The following is a 20384-nucleotide window of genomic DNA, read 5'->3' as shown; positions in this document are numbered from 1 at the left end:
TCAGGCCGAGGACGATGATGGTGCCGATGCCGAGCCCGCCGCCCCCCATCGGCAGACCCATACCACCCCCGCCCATTCCGCCTTCGTCGCGACGGTCGTCGATGTCGTCGCTGCGGCGAAAATCATCGTAACGCATGGCGGCCTTTCCTTGATCAATCGAGCACGGGCAAACGCGAGAACCTAACGCGGCAGACAGGTAGAATTTCCACTCCGTTAATCAATAACCCGGGCGGCAGATTTTGCCTAGCGCCGCCGAGAAATCATGCGGCGATTTGCGCCTGCGCCACGCACAAGCGCGGCGCAACATCGGAAAAAGCGCTCACGAATCGATGTCTTAGCAAACAGCGCCCGGCCAAAACTGCCGCGCGACGCGCACAGCCCGCATCTGATGAAACGTGCGCAATGATGCGAAAGATTTTCCGGGTTAAGTCGATTTTTACTTTGCCCGATCAATGTAGCGCCAGTCGGTTGTTAGGTCCCGCGTCGCCGACAGCGTCGCCTGAGTCAGAGTTCTTGAGTCATGGTTGAGTCGCGTCGCGGGGCGTCTGCAAGGGCGCCCCGCACTAAATTTGAGACTCTCGAAACGTCCCGCATCATCGTCGGCGACTGCGTCGCCGAGATGTCGAAGCTGCCGGCTTCGTCGGTGGACCTGGTGTTTGCAGATCCGCCCTACAATCTGCAGCTTAAAGGTGAGCTCAAGCGTCCCGACGAATCGCATGTCGATGCGGTCAATGATGATTGGGACAAGTTCTCGTCCTTTGGGGCTTACGACGATTTCACGCGAGCCTGGCTGCTCGCCTGCCGGCGGCTGATGAAGCCGAGCGCGACCTTGTGGGTGATCGGCTCCTACCACAATATCTTCCGCGTCGGCGCCATCATGCAGGATCTCGGCTTCTGGATCCTGAACGACATCGTCTGGCGCAAATCCAATCCGATGCCGAACTTCCGCGGTCGCCGCTTCACCAACGCGCATGAGACCATGATCTGGGCGGCGCGCGACGAGAAGGCCAAGGGCTACACCTTCAACTACGAAGCGCTGAAAGCCGCCAATGAAGACGTGCAGGCGCGCTCCGACTGGCTGATCCCGCTTTGCACCGGCGAGGAGCGCCTGAAGGACAAGGACGGCAGGAAGGTCCACCCGACCCAGAAGCCGGAAGGTTTGCTCGCGCGCGTGCTGCTGTCGTCCTCAAAGCCGGGCGATCTCGTGATCGACCCGTTCAACGGCACCGGCACGACCGGGGCCGTGGCAAAACGTCTCGGCCGCCACTACATCGGCTTCGAGCGCGACCGCGCCTATGCAAAGGCCGCCGAACAGCGCATCGCCGCCATCGAGCCGTTGCCGGAAGCGACACTGGCACCGTTCATGACGGCGCGTGATGCGCCGCGTGTCGCATTCTCCGAATTGATCGAACGCGGCATGATCCCACCCGGCACCAAGCTCGTCGACGCCAAGCGGCGGCACGGTGCGCTGGTGCGCGCCGACGGCGCCATCATGCTTGGTGACAAGGTCGGGTCGATCCATCGCATCGGCGCGGTGGCGCAAGGCGCGCCCGCGTGCAATGGCTGGACTTTCTGGCACGTCGAGACCAAGAGCGGCTTGAAGCTGATCGACGAGCTCCGCGCTGAAATCCGCTCCGAGATGGCTGCAGGCTAAACGCCTTACGACCTGCGGCGATTCTGTCCCGAATAGCGCGCCAGCAGATCTTCGACCTGATATTGCTCGTCATACGGCATCTCATCCTGCGGAACGACTGAGAGCCGGGTCTGACGCCCGCGTTCGAGATCCTGCGGCCGCGGCAGCGACGGGTAGTCGTCCATCGGCGCCAGTTGCATCCGGTCGAGTTCGGGCTCGACGGGCCAACGCGGTCCGCGTCGCATGTTTGCAGGCGTGATCTGGATCCGCCGCCGGGCACGCGCCCGCGCAAACAACACGCTGGTCGAAAAGCCGGCGATGGCGACAGCGCCTAGGAAAGCCAACAGCCGGGTGCGCGAGCCGTCATCTATTGTCAATGACGCAGAAGTGGTCGGCACGGTCTCGCTCACGGGCGCCGGCATTGCCGCCGGCGCGCTTGGCTCGGCCGCAACGGCAGGCACAGACGCCGCGGCAAGTTTGTACGAAGGCGGAGCCTGCACCGGCTCGGCAGGAGCTTGCGGCGAGCTGGTCGGATCGGGCCATCGGGACGCAACGGCGGATGCGTCAACCGCTGCCGTCACACCCTCAGGTCCGCGCTGGGCCGACGCCGCATCCTCAACAGGGGGAGCCGCCGGAACAGGCGCGGCGAGAACAGGCGCAGCGGCCGGAAATGCACCAGACGCACTGGACGGCGCCGGTGATGGCGCGGCCTTCACATCATCGTTACCAGCGCTGGCCACAGGCTCAAATTCAGCGCGCGCATTCGCCGTCGACGACGAAAGATTCGAACGCTCTTTCTGAGCAGCCAATTTCCGCACGGCGAGAGAGGCGCCCTGCGTGCGGTCGTCGTCGCGCAGGTACCAGCACTGACGCTTCGTTGCGCGGTCGATTCGGTAAAACCAGTGTTTTCCTGCCACGCCCTCCTTCGGCTTCGCCAGGCATTCATCCGCCGATGCCGGCTGAAACTGGAGCGTTGCCATCGCAGCGCCTGCCAATACAGTTGCCGCGACACACGGCAACCTATTCGTCGCTCGATTCGTCATCAGACCTCCGACGATTCAACGCAACCCCCAGCGCCGTTTCGTCGAGGACTTCGTTCTCAATAAGGCTGCGACGGTTCCATTTGTCGAAAGGTTGTTATGATGACGGTCTTGTTTTGAAAACTTCTAACATCTTTTGTGCTGTTTTGTCGCAGTCGCCGCGGGAATATAACAAAAATGCAGATGTTTTGCCCTGTTCGGGTCCGCTGACGTGATCGCCTTATTATTGAGAATTCATCACCGCTGTGATCTGCACCGGGAATAGCAGCTATGCGAACGAGGTTCGAAGCTCACGCAATCCACGATCCCGAATCATGAGCGCCAGCGCCGCCTTCAATTGAATTTCACACCAATCGCGCTCACGGTCCCTTGACGTCACGTCCGCTTGCGCCTGTCCGCCCCGCAAAATCATCGACTGAAAACAATCCAGAGGAATCGCCAATGCTCAAATTCTATTTCAACGGCTCGCCCAATCCGACCAAGGTTGCACTATTCCTCGAGGAATCAGGCCTCGCTTACGCGCCGGTCGCCATCGACACCCGCAAGGGCGACCAGTTCAAGCCGGAGTTCTTGCAGATCAATCCGAATGGCAAAGTGCCGGCGATCGACGATGACGGCGTGGTCGTGTTCGACAGCAATGCGATCCTGCTCTATCTCGCCGAAAAGACCGGCAAGTTTCTGCCTGCTCATACGCCGGCGAGCCGAGCCGAACTGTTGTCCTGGCTGATGTTCGTCGCGACCGGCGTCGGTCCCTATTCGGGTCAGGCGGTGCATTTCAAGCATTTCGCGCCGAAGGACCAGAACCATGACTACGCGCATAATCGCTACCAGTATGAAGGACATCGCCATTTCAAAATTCTCGACGATCGTCTGGCAAAGCACCGCTACATGGTTGGTGACACCTACACGATCGTCGACATGGCGCTGTGGGGCTGGGCACGCATGGCGCCGTTTGCGTTCGGCGATGACGCGCTGACGAAATATCCGAGCCTCAAGCGCCTGGTCGACGAGATCTCGGCCCGCCCGGCCGCGCAGCGTGCGCTGGCGCTGAAGGACAAGTTCACCTTCAAAGCCGAGCTGGACGAGGAAGCGCGCGGTTTCATGTTCGGCCATCTCAAGACCAAGGTGGCGTGACGACGCACGCCTGCCGCATCACCCGCGCAAGCGGGCGATGCGCTTGGCCGTCACTTCAGCTTCGAAAGCGCTTTCTCCACCACTTCGCGCGTATACGGCTTCTGAATCACCGGTGCGTGCGCGAGCTCGGCCGGAATCGGCGCGCGCTCGCCGTAGCCGGTGGCGAACATGAAGGGGACGCCCAGTTCGGTCAGGCGATGTCCGACCGGAATGCTGCTTTCTGCGCCGAGATTGACGTCGAGCAGCGCAAAGCTCGGCACTGCGCGCTCGATGGCCTTGAGCGCCTGGGTGACCGAGGCCGCGGTTTCGACATGGCGCGCGCCGAGCTCGAGCAGGATCACCTCCGCTCCCATGGCGATGATCAGATTGTCCTCGACGATCAGCACGGTCCCGGACAGGCGCGGCATCGCCTGCTCCTTCGCGGCGAGCCGCGACGGGGCACCCGCCACGGCCGGCACCATCTGCACAAAATTCGCAGGGATGACGAAGCGGGCCTGCACGCCGAGCAGGTCGAAGCGGATCTCGGCAACGCCCTTCAGATCGAACGGCACCGAGCGCTCGATGATCGTGGTGCCAAAACCACGCCGCGACGGCGGCTGCACCGGCGGTCCACCGCTCTCCTTCCAGTCGATCACCAGCCGTGAGCCCTGGTCGACATGCCAGATCACCTGCACCTGCCCGGTGGAGTCCGCGAGCGCGCCGTATTTGGCGGAATTCGTCATCATCTCGTGCACGACGAGCGCGAGCGTGGCGAACGCCTTCGGATCGAGCGCGACATCGGGCCCCTCCATCTGCACCCGTTTGGCGCGTGAACCGAGATAGGCGCCCGCTTCCGATTCGAACAGCGAGCGCAAGGCGGCCGGCGCCCAGTTCAGATTGGTGATCTGATCATGCGCCCGCGCGAGCGCCTGGATGCGTCCGCCGAGCACGGAAGCGAACTCTTCGGTCGAGCTTGCGGTGTCCTTGCTCTGCGCGACCAGCCCGCGCACCAGACTCAGGATGTTGCGGACGCGATGGTTGAGCTCGGCAATCATCAATTCCTGTCGTTCCTGCGCGCCGCGACGTTCGCGCGCAGCGAGCTCGGCGAGCTGCAGGATCACTTCCAGCAAGGTGACGCGGAGACTTTCGGCGATGCGCAGGTCGGCGGACGACCAGGGCTTGGACTGGCCGGCCACCGTCTGCTGCCACACCTCGAAACTCTTCCGCGGTGTCAGGCGCGCGCCCAGCGGCCCCTCCGCATAGGTCTTGTTGGGATCGCCGGCCCAGTTGACCGAGCGCAGCACTTCGCGGCGAAAGAAGATCAGGCAGTCGCGCGGCGTGCGCGAGATCGGAATGGCGAGAAAGCCCGCGGCGCGATCGCGAAACGCCTCGCCGGCGGCGTAGACTTTCGCAATCTCGGCGCTGGCGCAGATGCGGCCCGGCGAGGTGCGGTTGATGAAGCCGATCAGGTCCTGCACCTCGGCCTCCGTCGGCGTCTCGCCCTCCAGCGTGATTTCGTCGTCCGACCACACCGCAATGCCGTCGCATTCGATCATCTTGCGGTATTCGCCGATGAACTCCAGGATCGCACGCTTGCTGTGCGCCTGCGCCGCCGCCCGCTCGATCAGGCGTTCCTGAATCTGGTGCGCGCGGCTCTCATAGGCGATGTCGGTCTCGCGCTCACGCGCCTCCAACAGCCAGGAATACATCTGGCCGAACAGTTCGGACGCAGTGCGCTTCTCGAACGACAGATGATGAGGCGAATAATGATGGCAGGCGAACAGGCCCCAGAGCTTGCCCTCGCGCAGGATCGACACCGACATCGATGCCGCCACGCCCATGTTGCGCAGATATTCGAGGTGGATCGGCGACACCGCGCGCAACACGCTCATCGACAGATCGAGCAGGCCGGCATTGTGTGTCGGTGTCGCCAGCAAGGCAGCGGGCTTGGCATCGATATCGGCGATGATCCGCAGCCAGTTGCGCTGATAGAGCGCGCGCGCCTGGCGGGGAATGTCGGAGGCCGGATAATGCAGGCCGAGAAACGGTTCGAGGCCGGCGCCGGCGACTTCGGCGATCACCTCGCCCGAGCCGTCGGGGTGAAAGCGATACACCATGACGCGGTCGAAGCCGGTCAAAACCTTCAGCTGACGCGCTGCCTCCTGCGCCAGTTCCGTCAGCCCCTCGGTCTTGCGGATGCGACCGAGCATCAGGCGGACCAGTTCGCCCGAATTGACGCCGGGCTCGATCACGCTCGGCTCGGCCTCGACGACCAGATAGGCCCCGGAGAAATGAATGGCCAGATCGAACAGCCGACCGTCGCGTTGCAGCTCGATGGCAAACACCCGCTCCACTGCGTCGGGGGAGCTCAAATAGTCGACCCGCGAGCGGATTGTGTCGACCGCGGCCGGCGCCAGCACCTGCGCGACCGGCCGCTGCAGCAACCAGGACAGATCGCGGCCGAGAAAATCCGGCGCATTCTCCGAGGCCATGCAGATCGTGAAGTCGGACACCAGGGCCAGCAAAAAGCCAAACGGCTGGACGCTTCCGGGGATATGGATCGGTTCACGATCGCAATTGGTAAGGTCGACGTGCTCGTTCATGCCGCTGCCACAGCTTTCCCGAACATGGCAAAGGCCTGTTGCGCGCTTGCGATCATCCCGGACAGATCGACGGCAGTCACGGCTTCGCGCTCGAGCCGCGCGAGATAACTCCGCCAGAGCCCCTGCCCCGCACCATGGCCGAGATAGCGGGTCGCGCTCCGCACCCTCGGATCGGCAGATGCGGCCACGATGCGACGCAGGTAAGCCGCGCCGAGACGGGAGCCCTCAAGCACATAAAGCGTGCCGAAGATGCCGATGCGATTGAGCGGCTGCGGCAACGGCAAAGGCGCAACCGCGCCACCGAGCCGGGCGAGATCGGCTGCGATGACGCCTGCGCGCGCCCGATGCGACCAGTCGGCGAACAGCTCCGCGACACCGGCCTGTTCGAGCGCGCATTCAAGCGGCAGAAGCGCCGCGGCACTCGCCTGGAGAAAGCGGCGATAATGGTCAGTTTCGGTCAGGTCGAAAGCGCTGAGGCGCTCATCGAGTGCATGGTGGGCGGCTGATGTCGCCGCCCGCAATTTCTCGCGGATACCAATGGCGTGACTTGCATAAGAAATGTCACCGGGAATGGCAGGCAGTGTCATCAAATGAGGCTCGCGGTCGTGGTTCAGGCCGCAAGAACGCAGCACAGCCCCGACGCAACGCCGAAACCAATCCGAAGTTCCCGGCCAGTTCCGGTCTGCTCGGGATCAGGTCAGCTATTTGGCCGCCTCGCCAGGAGGGCCCAGCACCTTTTCGACCAGCAGGGTGTCACAATATTCGATCCATTCCTTGAACTGTCCCGCTTCGAGCCTGATCACGTTGCAATAGGTGTTGTCATAGGCCTTGCCGTCTCGGGTGGTATTGCGGCCGCGCGCCTCGACCACGACAAGATCGCCTTCCGCAATGAGTCGAACCGGGACGATTGTGATCCGGTCTGCGATCTTCTCTCGCAACGGTGCGAACAGCTCGGCCAGCACCGCCGCCTTTCCTTCGAAGCTCCGTGACCATGAGCCCGTCCCCATGATCACGAAACGGAAATCCTCGGCGAGCCGATCCAGCAGAGGCTGCGAGTTGCTCCTGGCGAGCTCGTCGAAAACATGCTGGACGATGGTCTTGTTGTCGTCTGGTTTGTGGTCCGTTGCTTTCATGGGCGTCCTCCCTCCGGCTCATCAGCCACGCTGCTTCATCGAAGCCGGAAAAGGACCGAGCACCGCTTCGGTGAGCGCGTAGTCGCAATACTCCCTGATCTCGACGATCCTCCCGTTCTGCAACCGGTAGATCAGGCAGTAAGCGTTGTTGTAGGGAATACCTGCCTTGGTGCGCATCTCGCCCTTGGCTTCGACCACGACATGATCATCGTCGGCGATGAAGCGCAGCGGCACGGTGCGCCGTCCATCCGCCAGCAGCGTCGCGAGATAGCCGTAGAGATCCCGCACGAGCGCTTCCTTGCCACGAAAGGTCTGGGACCAGGAATTTTGTCCGGTGACCTGCATGGTCACCTCGTCGGCGAGGTGGTCGAGGAGCGGCTGGCGGTTGCCGGTGGCGACGGCGGCAAAGATGTCTTGAAGCAGTTGCTTGTTGGCGGCGGCGCTCATGGCGGGGCTCTCCCTGTGTGATCAAGCCTGATGCTGCCGCAGCCGCCGCCATTCTTCCAATCGATAGGCGATATGATATCTATTCACCTGATGAATTTGACCGCGCTCGATCTCAACCTGCTGATCGCCCTGGATGCGCTGTTGCGTGAGGCCAGCGTGAGCCGCGCCGCGCTTCGGATCGGCCTGTCGCAACCCGCGACCAGCCATGCGCTGCAGCGGCTGCGGGATCTGTTCGGCGATCCGCTGCTGGTCCGAACGGGCGCGCGAATGGAATTGACGCCGCGGGCGCTCGCCTTGCGCGCGCCGCTCGCTCAAGCGCTGGAGCAGGTCCGCGGCCTGTTTCTCTCCGATGCGTTCGATGCGACACGGAGCGATCGGCAGTTCCGGCTGATGATGCCGGATCTCGCGGTCGAGCTGCTGATGCCCCCTCTAATGGCGAAGGTGGCGCAAGCCGCACCCAACATCCGCATCGACGTCGTGCCCTGGCGCGGGTCGGCCATCTTCCATGCGGACTTCGCCCGCACCATCGACATGGTGATTTCGATCGGCAATGCCTTCAAAGGCTTTCACCGCCAGCTGCTCTACACCGACAGTGACGCACTCGCGATCCGGCGCGGCCATCCGATCGGGGCCAAGCTGAAGCGGCGCGACGTCTTCCTGCAGGCGCGCCATGTCGCCGTCATTCTGCGCGGCCAGAGCGCGGATCTGATCGATATGTGGCTCGAAACCAAAGGCATCGAGCGGCGCATCGCCCTGGTCGTGCCCGGCTATATCGAGGCGCTCAACGTCGCGGCGCGGACCGATCTCGTCGCCTTCGTGCCGCGCCGCTTGATCGCAGCCCTGGCCAAGCCGCTATCGCTGGTCACGGTCTCGCCGCCGCTCGACCCCGGCGTCGACGAGCAATACATGTTCTATCCGACCCGGGCGCAATTGGACCCGGGCTCGATCTGGCTGCGAAAGCTGATGCTGGAGACGGCGCGCGAACTCGATCGCGGCAAGCGTAGCGTCGTCTAAGCTTGTTCAGCCAAGGCCTTCTTCACGGCCGGCCGCTCCGACATGCGGTCGAAATGATCCGCGATCTTCGGGAACGCTTTGATGTCGACGCTATCACCTGAGAGCCATTGCGCGATCGTAAAGAGATAGGGATCGCAGATCGTATATTGCCCGCCCATCACCCACGGTCCCCTGAACATGGCGCGTTCGATCAGCACGAAGCAGCCGCCGACGGTCTCCGGCACCTTGCGCTTCATGTCGGCGAAGGAGGATTCCTCGCTCGCCCAGCGCGAGCCGCGCACCCGGTGCGCATGGGCGACATGAACGGTCGAGCACAGATAGCTATTGAACGACTGCACCTCGGCGAACGCGAACGCATCGTCCAATGGCGCGAGCTTCGCCTGCGGGAAGCTTTGCGCGATGTAGGCAAGCAGCGCCGGCGTCTCGGTCAGGACACCGCGATCGGTGACCAGCGCAGGCACCCGCCCCTTGGGGTTGATCGCGAGATAGTCGGAGCTGTTCTGCTGGTTGGTCTTGAAGTCGACCTTCTGCAGCGCGTAGTCTGCGCCGGCTTCAGCCAGCGCGATATGCGAGGCGAGCGCGCAGGTGCCGGGTGTGTAATAGAGCTTGAGCATGGCGTTTCCGATCGATGAGCCGCCAGCGTAGCGGCGCTTCTCCGGGCCGTCCATCCTCTATCAGCCACAGCAGCAGCCCTATGCCGCTAGCGCAACGCTCGCGTGCTCTCGACCAGTCGCGCAGTGGCTGTTGCGGTCGCGATCAACGCACCGCCCGCGCGTGTGAGCCGGCCCTCCATGAACGCAATCGTCCTGCCGAGCTGCGTCACGCGTCCCTCCCCTATCATGGGCCCAGGCTCGGCCGGGGCCATGAAATTCACAGTCATGGTGACGGTCACCGTGTAGAGCCGGCCTTCGGTCATGACGAACACGGCTGGGCCCATCGTGTCGTCGAGCATCGCCGACAGGATGCCTCCCTGGATGAACCCGGCCGGATTACAGAACTCGTGCTTGCCGTCGAAGCCGATCCGGATCCAGCCTTCGGCGGGTCTCGCATCCAATAGGTGCCAGCCTAACAGCTGCGCCGATGGCGGCGCTGGGATGTGATCGAGTGCGGTTTGGATCATAGGCGCGTCTCCGTCTCAGGCGCGCCTCATTAAGGCGAGGCTGCTGCCAGCGCACTGTCAGCAGCCGGAGGAGATGCGTGCCTCAGTCGCCAAGCCCGTGCGCAACCACCTTGCGCATGACGTTGGGCAGCGCTTCCTCGGCGAGTGTCGCGATCGCCACCCAGCGCATGCCTGACGGCGCGCGCGTCCGCGCCGGCACCTGGGCAGTGTAGACCACGAGCTCCAGCGGAAAATGCGTGAACACGTGGGTGACGACGCCGGCTTTGCGATGCCACCGGCCAATGCCGGCAAGCTGCGGTGCCTGCGCCAGTGCGGCTTTGTCGTCCTGATCAGCCCGCCACTCCGAGCCGGGCACCTCCGTCATTCCGCCGAGCAGACCTTTTTCGGGGCGTGAGCGCACCAGGAGCTCGTCACCACGCGTCACCACGAAAGCCGCGCCGCGCCGCAGCGCGCCGGTCTTCTTCGGCGCTTTGCGGGGAAAGGTCTCCTGGTCACCGCGCAGGCGGGCCGCGCAATCCCCGTTGAAAGGACACAGCGCGCAGGCGGGCTTCTTCGGCGTGCAGATCGAAGCTCCCAGATCCATCAGCGCCTGCGCGCTGTCGCCGGCGCGCGTCTCCGCATCGCTCGCCCTGGACGGCCCGAGCAGACTTGCCGCCAGCTCCTGGATACGGGGTTTGGCCTGCGGCAACGTCTCCTCAACGGCGAACAGCCGCGACACCACGCGCTCGATATTGCCGTCGACGGGCATGGTGCGGCGATCGAACGCGATCGCCGCGATCGCTGCCGCCGTATACGGACCGATGCCCGGCAGCGCGCGCAAGCGCTCTTCGGTATCGGGAAATTTGCCGCCATGGTCGCGCAGCACCGTCACCGCGCATGCATGGAGATTGCGCGCCCGGGAGTAGTAACCGAGCCCGGCCCACATCCGCAGCACATCGTCGAGCGCCGCCCGGCCCAGCGCGGTCACGTCCGGCCACCGCGCCAGGAACTTCTCGAAATAGGGTCCGACCGCCTTGACGGTGGTCTGCTGCAACATGATCTCGGACAGCCAGACCCGGTAGGGATCGGCGCGCTCCCCCGCCGGCGCGCGCCACGGAAGGCGCCGGCGATGGCGGTCGTACCAGGCGAGCAGCTCCGCGGGGCGGTCGTCGCTACCTTCGGTGTCGGGCAGTTTGGGTTGGAAGCGAAGCACGGGTGACATCATAGCTGCAATCTAGTACGTCAGACGCCATAGTCTCCGGTCACATCCGCGCTGCTCACGCGCATCCACGGCTTTCTTCTTGCGTGGGGCAAGTTCCCGACCGGCAACGACGCGATAAACTGACCATGTCAAAGCCCGGCCCGATCAGCGCCAAGCCTCTGTCCGCCATGCTCGGGGACGTGTTCTCGGCTGCCTACGCCAAGCAGGGCTTTGCCTCCCGCGAACTCGTCACCCGATGGGCGGAGATCGCAGGGCCCGAGATCGCGGCCCACGCCGCACCCCTGAAGATCCAATGGCCGCGGCCGGTCGAAGGGCAGCCGCAGGAGCCGGCGACGCTGGTGCTAAAGGTCGAGGGTCCGATGGCGCTCGAAATCCAGCATTCGTCCGACGTGATCCTGGAGCGGGTCAACCGCTTCTTCGGCTGGCATGCGGTCGGCCGGCTGGCGCTCCGCCAGGGCCCTTTGTTGCGCCGTCCGCGGCCCCGGCGACCGACCCCGCCTGACCCAAAATCGGTCGCGAAAGTGGCCGAGAGCCTGTCGGCAATCGAGGACGAGGCGCTCCGTGATGCGCTCGCCCGGCTGGGCGCCGCCATCAAGCGAAATTGACGCCGGCCGGATCATCGGTCCTCGCCCGCCAGCATTGCCAGTTGAGCGGTTTCAAGCTAGCGACATGCCCGCGTCTTTAGAGTCTATCGCGCGCAAAGATACGCCAGTCCGGAGCAGAGCCTTGATCATCACCCGCCGCGCCTTCACCGCCGCTTTGTCCCTGACCGGCCTCGCTGCACTCGCCGGCTTCTCGCCGCTGCGGTTGATCTCGGACGCGATGGCGCAGAGCGCCTCCGATGTGGCCAAGCCGGTGTCGCTGCCGGACATGGTGCTCGGCCCGGCCGACGCCGCCGTCACCATCACCGAATATGCCTCGATGACCTGCCCGCATTGCGCGGCGTTCAACAAGGACGTGTTCCCGAAGCTCAAGTCGGAATACATTGATACCGGCAAGATCCGCTACATCTTCCGCGAGTTCCCGCTCGACATCAAAGCCGCGGCCGGCTCGATGCTGACCCGCTGCATCGCCAATGGCGACGCGCAAAAATACTTCGCCGTGACCGACATGCTGTTCCGCTCCCAGAACGACTGGGTCGTGAAGAACACGACGGAGACGCTGACCCGGATCGGCAAGCAGGCCGGGCTCACCCAACAGCAGGTCGAGGCCTGCCTCAAGGATCAGGCACTGCTCGACAAGATCGCGGCCGACCAGAAATACGCCAGCGAAGTCCTTAAAGTGGATTCGACCCCGACCTTCTTCATCAACGGCGAGAAGATCAAGGGCGAGACCTCGATCGAGGAGTTCGAGAAGAAGATCAATCCGCTTCTCAAGAGCTGATCTGTCTTCGGAACGATCCTCAGTGCCGCGTCGTGCCGGCCCGATAAGATTCTGAACGGCCGAGACAATCCGGCACCGGGCGGTTTGCGCCAGATAGCCTTCCTGCTTCAGAAAGGCTTGGAAAAGCAGGGCTCGCGGGTTGCCCTTATGCCCGCCCCTCGCCATTGTCCCGCCCTCAAGAGCCGCATCAAGCGACTCGGGCCACATTGACATTGCCTTCTATGGTATTGTCGAGGCAGGGAGATTCGTCTCCTGCCAACAGAGAATCTGTGCATGAAGCTCACGCGTCTTCGTCTCCACGGTTTCAAGACCTTCGTCGAACCTACTGACTTCGTGATCGAACCCGGCCTCACCGGCGTGGTTGGACCGAACGGCTGCGGCAAGTCGAATCTGGTTGAAGCACTGCGCTGGGCGATGGGCGAGACCTCGCACAAATCGCTGCGCGCCGCCGACATGGATGCGGTGATCTTCTCGGGCTCCAATAGCCGCCCTGCCCGCAACCATGCCGAAGTGGTGATGACGATCGACAACGCCGATCGCACCGCGCCGGCCGCCGTCAACGACCGGGACATCCTGGAGATCTCGCGGCGGATCGAGCGCGAAGCGGGTTCGGTGTATCGCATCAATGGCCGCGACGTCCGCGCCCGTGACGTGCAGATCCTGTTTGCGGATGCGGCGACCGGTGCGCGTTCGCCCGCCCTCGTCCACCAGGGCAAGATCGGCGAGATCATTCAGGCCAAACCCGAGCAGCGCCGCCGCGTGCTGGAAGACGCCGCCGGCGTCGCCGGCCTCCATGCGCGCCGGCATGAGGCCGAGCTGCGGCTAAAGGCGGCCGAGACCAACCTCACCCGCGTCGAGGATGTCATCGGCCAGCTCTCCGGTCAGATGGAAGGACTGAAGAAGCAGGCGCGCCAGGCGATCCGCTATCGCGAGGTTGCCGCCAAGGTCCGCAAGGCGGAAGCGACCCTTTATCATTTGCGTTGGATGGGAGCTCATGCCGACCTGAACGAGGCGGCGCACGTGCACGATGTCAGCGTGCGCGAGATGGCCGAGCGCACCCGTGAGCAGGCGGAATCGGCACGCATCCAGGCGATCCGGGCCGCCGAGCTGCCCGCCTTGCGTGACGCCGAAGCGCGCGCCGCCGCGACCATGCAGCGGCTCAAGAATGCGCGCGATCTGCTCGATCGCGAGGAGCTGCGCGCCAAGGAGCGCACGGGCGAGCTCGATCGCCGGCTGATGCAGCTCACCGCCGACGTCGCACGTGAGCAGCAGCAGACCCAGGATGCCCAGGTCGCGCTGCAGCGCCTCGAGACCGAAGACGCCGAGCTGAAGGAAGAGATCAAGGCGCGCGTCGAGATGCGCAGCGGCGTCGACGAGCGCGTGGCCGAGGCCGAGGCCAGTCTCGCCGAGACCGAGCGTCAGTTCACCGAGCTGACGACACAGCTGGCCGACCTCACCGCGCGTCGCAACCAGCTCGAGGCCAATGTCCGCAGCCACCGCGAGCGGCTGGCGCGGCTCGACCAGGAGATCGCCGGCGTCCAGGGCGAGGAGCAGAAGCTCGCGCAGGAGACCGCCCATCTCGGCGACCTCGACACGCTTGCCGCCGCGCTCGAAGCCGCCGAAGAGGTGGTGGCGCAGTCGGAGGCCACAGCCCAAGCCAGTGAGACCGCGCTGGCCGACGCCCGCCACAGGCTTGAAGCCTCCCGCGCGCCGCTTGCCGACGCTGAGAAGCGCGCGCAACGGCTGGAGACGGAAGCGCGCACCATCTCCAAGATGGTGAACAGCGAGACCAAGAATCTGTGGCCGCCGATCATCGACGGCGTCACGGTCACGAAGGGCTTTGAAAAGGCGCTTGGCGCGGTGCTCGGGGATGACCTCGATGCACCGGTCGATCCGTCGGCGCCGATGCGCTGGACGCTGGCCGGGGCCGATGGCATCGACCCGGCGCTGCCCGACGGAGTCGAGCCGCTTGCCGCCCATGTTCAGGCCCCGCCGGAGCTGTCGCGCCGGCTCGCGCAGATCGGCGTGGTGTCGCGCGAGCGCGGGGCGCAGCTCGTCTCGCAGCTGAAGACCGGCCAGCGGCTGGTGTCGCCGGAAGGCGACGTCTGGCGCTGGGACGGATTCGTCGCGGCCGCACATGCGCCGACCGGTGCGGCCCGGCGCCTTGCCGAGCGCGCCCGGCTGATCGACATCGAAAGCGAGCTGGAGCAGGCGCGCATCGATGCCACCAACAAGCGCCAGGCGCTGGAGAGCGCCGAGGCCGAGGTGAGGGCTGCCACCGCCGCCGAGAGCGCCGCCCGCGAGGCTTGGCGCGCCGCGCAGCGCGAGGTCAACGCCGCGCGCGAGCGCCACGCCAATGCCGAGCGCGAGATCAACCGGCACGCGGCGCGCAGGTCCGCTCTCGTCGAAGCCTCCAGCCGCCTGACCAGCGATCGCAGCGAGATCGAGGCCACGCATCAGAGCGCGCTCGAGGCGATCGAGGAGCTGCCAGCGAGCACGGAATCCGAAGCACGGCTCGGGGCCGTTCGCGCCGAGATCGAGACCAAGCGCCGTGCGGCCGCGCAGGTCCGCGCCGAGGCGCAGGCACTGGCGCGCGAGGCCGAACTCGCCGACCGCCGCGTGCAGGCGATCATCAGCGAGCGCAACGACTGGTTAAACCGCGTCCGCGGTGCCGGCTCGCAGATCGCAACCATCGAGGCGCGCATCGCCGAGGTGAAGGACGAGCGCGCCGAGCTCGAGAACGCGCCCGCGTTTTTTGCCGAGAAGCGCAGCGCGCTGATCGACGAGATCGGCATCGCCGAAGGCGAGCGCCAGGTTGCAGCCGATGCTTTGGCCGCCGCCGAGACCGCGATGGGCGATACCGATCGTGCAGCCAAGACTTCGCTGGAAGCCTTGTCGCGGTCGCGCGAAGCTGCCGCGCGCGCCGAGGAACGACTGGAAAGCGCCAAGCGCCGCGTCGCCGACGTCGAGCGCGAAATCCACGACATGCTCGAAGTCGAGCCGCAGGCCGTCGCGGGTCTCGCCGAAATCGGACCGGATACCCAGCTGCCGCCGCTGCACGAGATCGAGGACAGCCTGGAGAAGCTGCGGCGCGATCGCGAGCGGCTCGGCGCCGTCAACCTGCGCGCGGAAGAGGAGCTGACCGAGGTCGAGGGCCAGCACACGGCGCTGACCACGGAGCGTGACGACCTGGTCGAAGCGATCAAGCGGCTGCGCCAGGGCATCCAGAGCCTCAACAAGGAGGCGCGCGAGCGCCTGCAGGCCTCGTTCGAGACCGTCAACGCCCACTTCAAGCGCCTCTTCACCGAGCTGTTCGGCGGCGGCGAGGCCGCGCTGCATCTGATCGAGAGCGACGATCCGCTCGAGGCGGGTCTCGAGATCATCGCCAAGCCGCCCGGCAAGAAGCCGCAATCGCTGTCGCTGCTGTCGGGCGGCGAGCAGGCGTTGACGGCGCTGGCGCTGATCTTCGCGGTGTTCCTCACCAACCCGTCGCCGATCTGCGTGCTGGACGAGGTCGACGCACCGCTCGACGACCACAACGTCGAACGCTTCTGCAATCTGCTGCACGAGATGAAGAACTCGACCGAGACCCGCTTCATCATCATCACGCATAACCCGATCACGATGGCGCGGATGAACCGGCTGTTCGGCGTCACCATGGCCGAGCGCGGCGTGTCGCAACTGGTATCGGTGGCGCTCGACGAGGCCGTGAAGATCCTCGACCAGCAGGTGGCGTGATCACTCCGGACCTTCCTGCCGCGGTCAAGGCCGCGCTCGAAGCCAAGCTGCAGGGCCAGTCGCGCCAGGATGCCGCTGCGCGCGCCGCCCGGATCTCGCAAGCCTATCGCGGCGGCGGCCCCTCCGGCGGCATCGCCAGCGAGGCCGATGCGGTGGCCTACGCCGTGGTGCGGATGCCCGCGACCTATGCGGCCGTCGCAGCTTGCCTGAATGCGCTGATCGAGATGCGACCGGAGTTTGCGCCGACATCGCTGCTCGATGTCGGCGCCGGACCCGGCACGGCAAGTTTCGCCGCGGCGGAAGCCTTTGCTTCGCTGGCATCGTTCCGGGCCCTCGACGCCAATCCGGTCCTGCGCGCGCTGGCGCTCGAGCTTGCCGCTGGCGCACACCGGTTGAACGATCTCGATTATACGTTGGGGCCCACGCGCACGCAGCTCGACCACGCCGCGCCGGCCGATCTCGTGATTGCCAGCTATATGATTGGCGAGCTGCCCGAGAGCGAACGCGAGGCGCTTGCCGCGACCCTGTGGATCAAAACGCGCGACACGCTGCTGCTCGTCGAGCCCGGCACCCCCGCCGGCTATCAGCGCGTCATCGCGGCGCGGGCGCAATTGATCGCTGCGGGAGCGCATGTCGCGGCCCCCTGCCCACACGATCATGCTTGCCCGCTGGCTGCGCCGGACTGGTGTCACTTCGCGCAGCGCCTCGCCCGCTCCCGCGCGCACAAGCAGATCAAGGGCGTCGAGCTGCCCTATGAGGACGAGAAGTTCAGCTATGTCGCCCTGACGCGACAACCGGTCCCGCAACGTCCCGTGGCGCGGGTGCTGGCGCCGCCAGCTCTGGGCAAAGCGGCTGTGGCCGCCAAGCTCTGCTGCGCCGACGGCGTTGCGCGCACCGTCACCGTTCCCCGCCGGGACAAGACCGCCTTTGCCGCCGCGCGCCGCTGGGATTGGGGTGGCGCCGTCGCGCCCGCAAACCTGCCGCAAATACCGCCGCAACATACGGATGGTTAACGTCAGGTCGTGTCGGATGTTCATTTGTCCAGCCTTTTGAAACCTGGAACTAATCCGCGAGTGCTAGGGTGACTGCAACCGGCGCTTTGAGCGCGTTCACCATGGGGCATTCGGAATGTTTCGGACGATGATGGTCGCTGCGGCTCTGTTGGCTACGGCGGAGACGGCGTTTGCTGGTGGCCATGGGGGCGAGGCTTCGGCGCCGCCCCCGGCCGCAAAGCAGGAAGGGCCGCCGGCCAAGGCCATCATCGGCAAGCACGGTCCGATCCTGGTCGATCTCAAGGGCATGACGCTCTACACGTTCGAGCGGGACACCAGCGGCACCGCCTCGACCTGCGACGCCAAATGCGCCGAGAAGCGCCCTCCGCTGACCGCACCCGACAATGCGGTGGCAACCGGAGATTTCACCGTGATCACCCGTGGCGACGGCAAGAAGATGTGGGCTTATCGCTATCGTCCGCTCTACACCTCGCAACTGGACAGCTCGCCCGGCGACGTCAACGGCAACGATCCGACGCAGCTCTGGCGCATCGCCCGCCCCTATTGAGCGCGGCTGATCGCAGCGTCGTTGCCTGCGATCAGGTGATCCGTTGATCCAGCGAATGACGGGACGCGGTCTCCCGGGTTGAACGCGCGCACGGCCTGAAGCGACCAATGCGCGCCGGATCCGGCAGGTCTCGCCCCGGCCGGCATCGTCGGCTAGTCTTAGCCCCGCCGCTTCCTTTCGCCCTCTTCCTCGGAGCTCTGCATGTCCGGCTGGATCGTCCTCGGCATCATCGTCATTCTCGTGCTGTTCGCCTTCGGCGCCTATAACCGGCTGATCGCGCTGAGCCAGCGGGTCAACCAGGCCTTTGCCGACGTCGACGTGCAGCTGAAACAACGTCACGACCTGATCCCGAACCTGGTCGAAACCGTGAAAGGCTATGCGGCGCATGAGCGCGGCACGCTCGACGAGGTCATCAAGGCCCGGAATGCCGCCATGTCCGCGCAAGGTCCGGCGCAGGTCTCGGCTGCCGAGACCCAGCTCACCGGCGCGCTCGGCCGGCTGATCGCGCTGTCGGAGGCCTATCCGGACCTCAAGGCCAACGCCAATTTCCAGCAGCTGGCGAGCGAACTCTCCGATCTTGAGAACAAGATCGCCGCCAGCCGCCGCTTCTTCAACAATGCCGTGCAGGAGTACAACACCGGCATCCAGCAGATGCCGGCCGCGCTGTTCGCTGGCATGCTCGGCTTCACCCGCAAGGACTTCTTCGATCTGGGCACAAGCCGCGCCGAGGTCGAAACCGCGCCCAGTGTGAAATTCTGAGCCTAAGCCCTCGTTTCGACAGGGCATCGCCACATGGCCGCCTACGGTCTCTACACCCATATCGCCTCGAACAGATTCCGTTCGATGGTGCTGCTCGGCGGCCTGTTCCTGCTGATCTACGTGCTGGTCTATGCCGGAGCGCTGGTTGCCGAAGTGATGATCAACGGCGGCGGCAGCGTGGACTATTATCTGCGGGCTGCGCTGTCCGACCTGATCAAGGCCCTGCCCTGGGCCACGCTCGGCGCGGCCGCTTGGATCGTGATCGCCTATTTCTTCCACCAGTCGATCATTGACGCCGTGACCGGCGGCGAGGCGGTGACCCGGCAGGAGCAGCCGCGGCTCTACAATCTGCTGGAAAACCTCTGCATCTCGCGCGGCATCACCATGCCGAAGCTGAAGATCATGGACAGCCCGGCGCTGAACGCCTTCGCCACCGGGCTCAACCAGAAACAATACGCGATCACGGTGACGACGGGGCTGTTGAATGCCCTGAACGATCAGGAGATCGAGGCCGTGCTTGGCCACGAGCTCACCCATATCCGCAATGGCGATGTGCAGATGATGGTGGTCGCCGTGATCATTGCCGGCGTGGTCGGCTTCTTCGGCGAATTGTTCTTCCGCCTGTTCACCAATCTGAGCTGGAGCGGAGGCGGCGGCTCCTGGGGATCGTCGTCGTCGTCCTCGTCTTCGTCGTCGTCCTCCTCCTCGTCCTCGGATCGCAAAGGGTCCGGCGGCGGCGCCATCGTGGTCATCATCATCGCGGTGGTGCTGATCCTGCTCGCCTGGCTGCTGTCGCAGATCGTCAAGCTCGCACTGTCGCGCACGCGCGAATATCTGGCGGATGCCGGGTCGGTCGAGCTGACCAAGAACCCGGATGCGATGATCTCGGCCTTGCGCAAGATCGAGGGCCGCGGTGAACTGCCCGGCGCGACGTCGGCGGTCATGGAACTGTGCGTCGACAACCCGCGCGAAGGCTTCGCCGATCTGTTCGCCACCCATCCCTCGGTGGAGTCGCGCATCCAGGCGCTGGTGAAATTCGCCGGCGGCCGCGACCCTGGTCCGCTCGCACTCCCCTCCGAGGCGGAACAGCCGTCGGCGGCCGAGCCGTCCGATACCGAAACACCGCCCGCGCTGCCCGGCTCCGGGCCTTGGGGCCCGGCGGCCGATCGCCCCGCCCCCGCTCCGGAACAGGATGCGCCACGGGGTCCCTGGGGCGATCCGGCAAGCGGCCCGTGGGGCCGACATTGACAGCTCAGCATGACGATCAAGTCGCGTGCCGATGTCCTTGATTGCGCGCGCATTTCCGCCAATCACTCGCAGCTGGCAGGCTCGCCGCAACCGGAAGGCACGGAGACCTCCACTTAATCCTTCACGTTGACCAGCAGATGGGGAAATTTCACCGCCGCGTCGCTTCAATGAATTTGAATTCTCCGTTGTTTCTGCCATGTTCGCGCGCAACGCAGGATGCGAGGCGCCGGCCTGGGCCGGACTAGATTTCAAGGACATTCCATGGCGAAACCGGCAGTTGTTGTGGTGGGCGCGGACAAGGGCGGGGTCGGCAAGACCACGGTTTCGCGCACTTTGCTCGATTATTTCAGCGCCAATAACGTCCCGACCCGGGCGTTCGACACCGAGCATCC

Annotated in this window: 18 protein-coding genes; 10 read left to right on the top strand and 8 right to left on the bottom strand. The window is 65.0% G+C overall.

All coding sequences use genetic code 11. The features are described 5' to 3' along the window. Positions 1-520: 520 nt before the first annotated feature. Complete coding sequence (locus BRAS3843_RS10400) at positions 521-1654, top strand: site-specific DNA-methyltransferase (RefSeq protein ID WP_035981333.1); 1134 nt, start codon at positions 521-523, stop codon at positions 1652-1654. Positions 1655-1659: 5 nt separating this feature from the next. Here the strand turns inward: BRAS3843_RS10400 and BRAS3843_RS42120 are convergent, their stop codons facing one another. Continuing rightward, a complete protein-coding gene (locus tag BRAS3843_RS42120; protein ID WP_244425234.1) occupies positions 1660-2031 on the bottom strand; it encodes a hypothetical protein in 372 nt (123 codons plus the stop codon). A gap of 1083 nt (positions 2032-3114) precedes the next feature. Between BRAS3843_RS42120 and BRAS3843_RS10390 the strand changes: the two genes are divergently transcribed. After that, positions 3115-3807, top strand: coding sequence for a glutathione S-transferase N-terminal domain-containing protein (locus BRAS3843_RS10390; protein WP_008968814.1), 693 nt, complete (start codon positions 3115-3117; stop codon positions 3805-3807). Positions 3808-3857: 50 nt separating this feature from the next. Here BRAS3843_RS10390 and BRAS3843_RS10385 read toward each other — a convergent pair whose 3' ends face one another. The 4 genes from BRAS3843_RS10385 to BRAS3843_RS10370 form a co-directional block, all read right to left on the bottom strand. Beyond that, the gene (locus tag BRAS3843_RS10385) at positions 3858-6389 is read right to left on the bottom strand and encodes an HWE histidine kinase domain-containing protein (RefSeq protein WP_008968813.1); all 2532 of its coding nucleotides are present in this window, start codon (positions 6387-6389) and stop codon (positions 3858-3860) included. Beyond that, positions 6386-6976, bottom strand: coding sequence for a biliverdin-producing heme oxygenase (locus BRAS3843_RS10380; RefSeq protein ID WP_008968812.1), 591 nt, complete (start codon positions 6974-6976; stop codon positions 6386-6388). Before BRAS3843_RS10380 ends, BRAS3843_RS10385 begins: the two co-directional genes overlap by 4 nt. 114 nt (positions 6977-7090) lie before the next feature. After that, positions 7091-7522, bottom strand: a complete 432-nt coding sequence (locus BRAS3843_RS10375) for a nuclear transport factor 2 family protein (protein ID WP_008968811.1) — start codon at positions 7520-7522, stop codon at positions 7091-7093. Positions 7523-7543: 21 nt separating this feature from the next. After that, positions 7544-7969: a nuclear transport factor 2 family protein gene (locus BRAS3843_RS10370; RefSeq protein WP_008968810.1), complete on the bottom strand. Its 426-nt coding sequence runs from the start codon at positions 7967-7969 to the stop codon at positions 7544-7546. A gap of 90 nt (positions 7970-8059) precedes the next feature. On the opposite strand from BRAS3843_RS10370, the gene BRAS3843_RS10365 reads away from it, so the two are divergent. Beyond that, positions 8060-8983 (top strand): LysR family transcriptional regulator, encoded by a 924-nt coding sequence (locus BRAS3843_RS10365; protein ID WP_008968809.1) that lies wholly within the window; start codon positions 8060-8062, stop codon positions 8981-8983. On the opposite strand, the gene BRAS3843_RS10360 is transcribed toward BRAS3843_RS10365, so the two are convergent. The 3 genes from BRAS3843_RS10360 to mutY all read right to left on the bottom strand — a co-directional run bounded on the left by BRAS3843_RS10360 (position 8980) and on the right by mutY (position 11304). Next, the gene (locus tag BRAS3843_RS10360; protein ID WP_008968808.1) at positions 8980-9597 is read right to left on the bottom strand and encodes a glutathione S-transferase N-terminal domain-containing protein; all 618 of its coding nucleotides are present in this window, start codon (positions 9595-9597) and stop codon (positions 8980-8982) included. The genes BRAS3843_RS10365 and BRAS3843_RS10360 overlap by 4 nt on opposite strands. Before the next feature lie 86 nt (positions 9598-9683). Then, positions 9684-10103 carry a PaaI family thioesterase gene (locus BRAS3843_RS10355; RefSeq protein WP_008968807.1) on the bottom strand — a complete coding sequence of 140 codons (420 nt, stop codon included), beginning with the start codon at positions 10101-10103 and terminating at the stop codon, positions 9684-9686. An 82-nt stretch (positions 10104-10185) separates the two neighbouring features. Beyond that, a complete protein-coding gene (mutY, locus tag BRAS3843_RS10350) occupies positions 10186-11304 on the bottom strand; it encodes an A/G-specific adenine glycosylase (protein WP_244425232.1) in 1119 nt (372 codons plus the stop codon). A 125-nt stretch (positions 11305-11429) separates the two neighbouring features. Here mutY and BRAS3843_RS10345 point away from each other — a divergent pair, with 125 nt between their 5' ends. The 7 genes from BRAS3843_RS10345 (at position 11430) to BRAS3843_RS10315 (ending at position 19992) form a co-directional block, all read left to right on the top strand. Further along, positions 11430-11909, top strand: coding sequence for a DciA family protein (locus BRAS3843_RS10345; RefSeq protein ID WP_008968805.1), 480 nt, complete (start codon positions 11430-11432; stop codon positions 11907-11909). Positions 11910-12030: 121 nt separating this feature from the next. After that, complete coding sequence (locus BRAS3843_RS10340) at positions 12031-12687, top strand: DsbA family protein (RefSeq protein ID WP_008968804.1); 657 nt, start codon at positions 12031-12033, stop codon at positions 12685-12687. A 273-nt stretch (positions 12688-12960) separates the two neighbouring features. Beyond that, the gene (gene smc / locus BRAS3843_RS10335) at positions 12961-16425 is read left to right on the top strand and encodes a chromosome segregation protein SMC (protein WP_008968803.1); all 3465 of its coding nucleotides are present in this window, start codon (positions 12961-12963) and stop codon (positions 16423-16425) included. Beyond that, positions 16422-17438 (top strand): small ribosomal subunit Rsm22 family protein, encoded by a 1017-nt coding sequence (locus BRAS3843_RS10330; RefSeq protein WP_008968802.1) that lies wholly within the window; start codon positions 16422-16424, stop codon positions 17436-17438. Before smc ends, BRAS3843_RS10330 begins: the two co-directional genes overlap by 4 nt. Before the next feature lie 115 nt (positions 17439-17553). Continuing rightward, positions 17554-17985, top strand: a complete 432-nt coding sequence (locus BRAS3843_RS10325) for a hypothetical protein (protein ID WP_175361103.1) — start codon at positions 17554-17556, stop codon at positions 17983-17985. Between the two features lie 201 nt (positions 17986-18186). After that, positions 18187-18744, top strand: a complete 558-nt coding sequence (locus BRAS3843_RS10320) for a LemA family protein (RefSeq protein WP_008968800.1) — start codon at positions 18187-18189, stop codon at positions 18742-18744. Between the two features lie 33 nt (positions 18745-18777). Beyond that, a complete protein-coding gene (locus BRAS3843_RS10315; protein WP_008968799.1) occupies positions 18778-19992 on the top strand; it encodes a M48 family metalloprotease in 1215 nt (404 codons plus the stop codon). The last annotated feature ends 392 nt before the right edge of the window (positions 19993-20384 follow it).

It is taken from the genome of Bradyrhizobium sp. STM 3843, assembly GCF_000239815.1.
In the GTDB taxonomy this organism is placed as follows: Bacteria; Pseudomonadota; Alphaproteobacteria; order Rhizobiales; family Xanthobacteraceae; genus Bradyrhizobium.
Note: the sequence above shows the minus strand (reverse complement) of the source record. Positions and strands in the feature narration are given on the sequence as shown.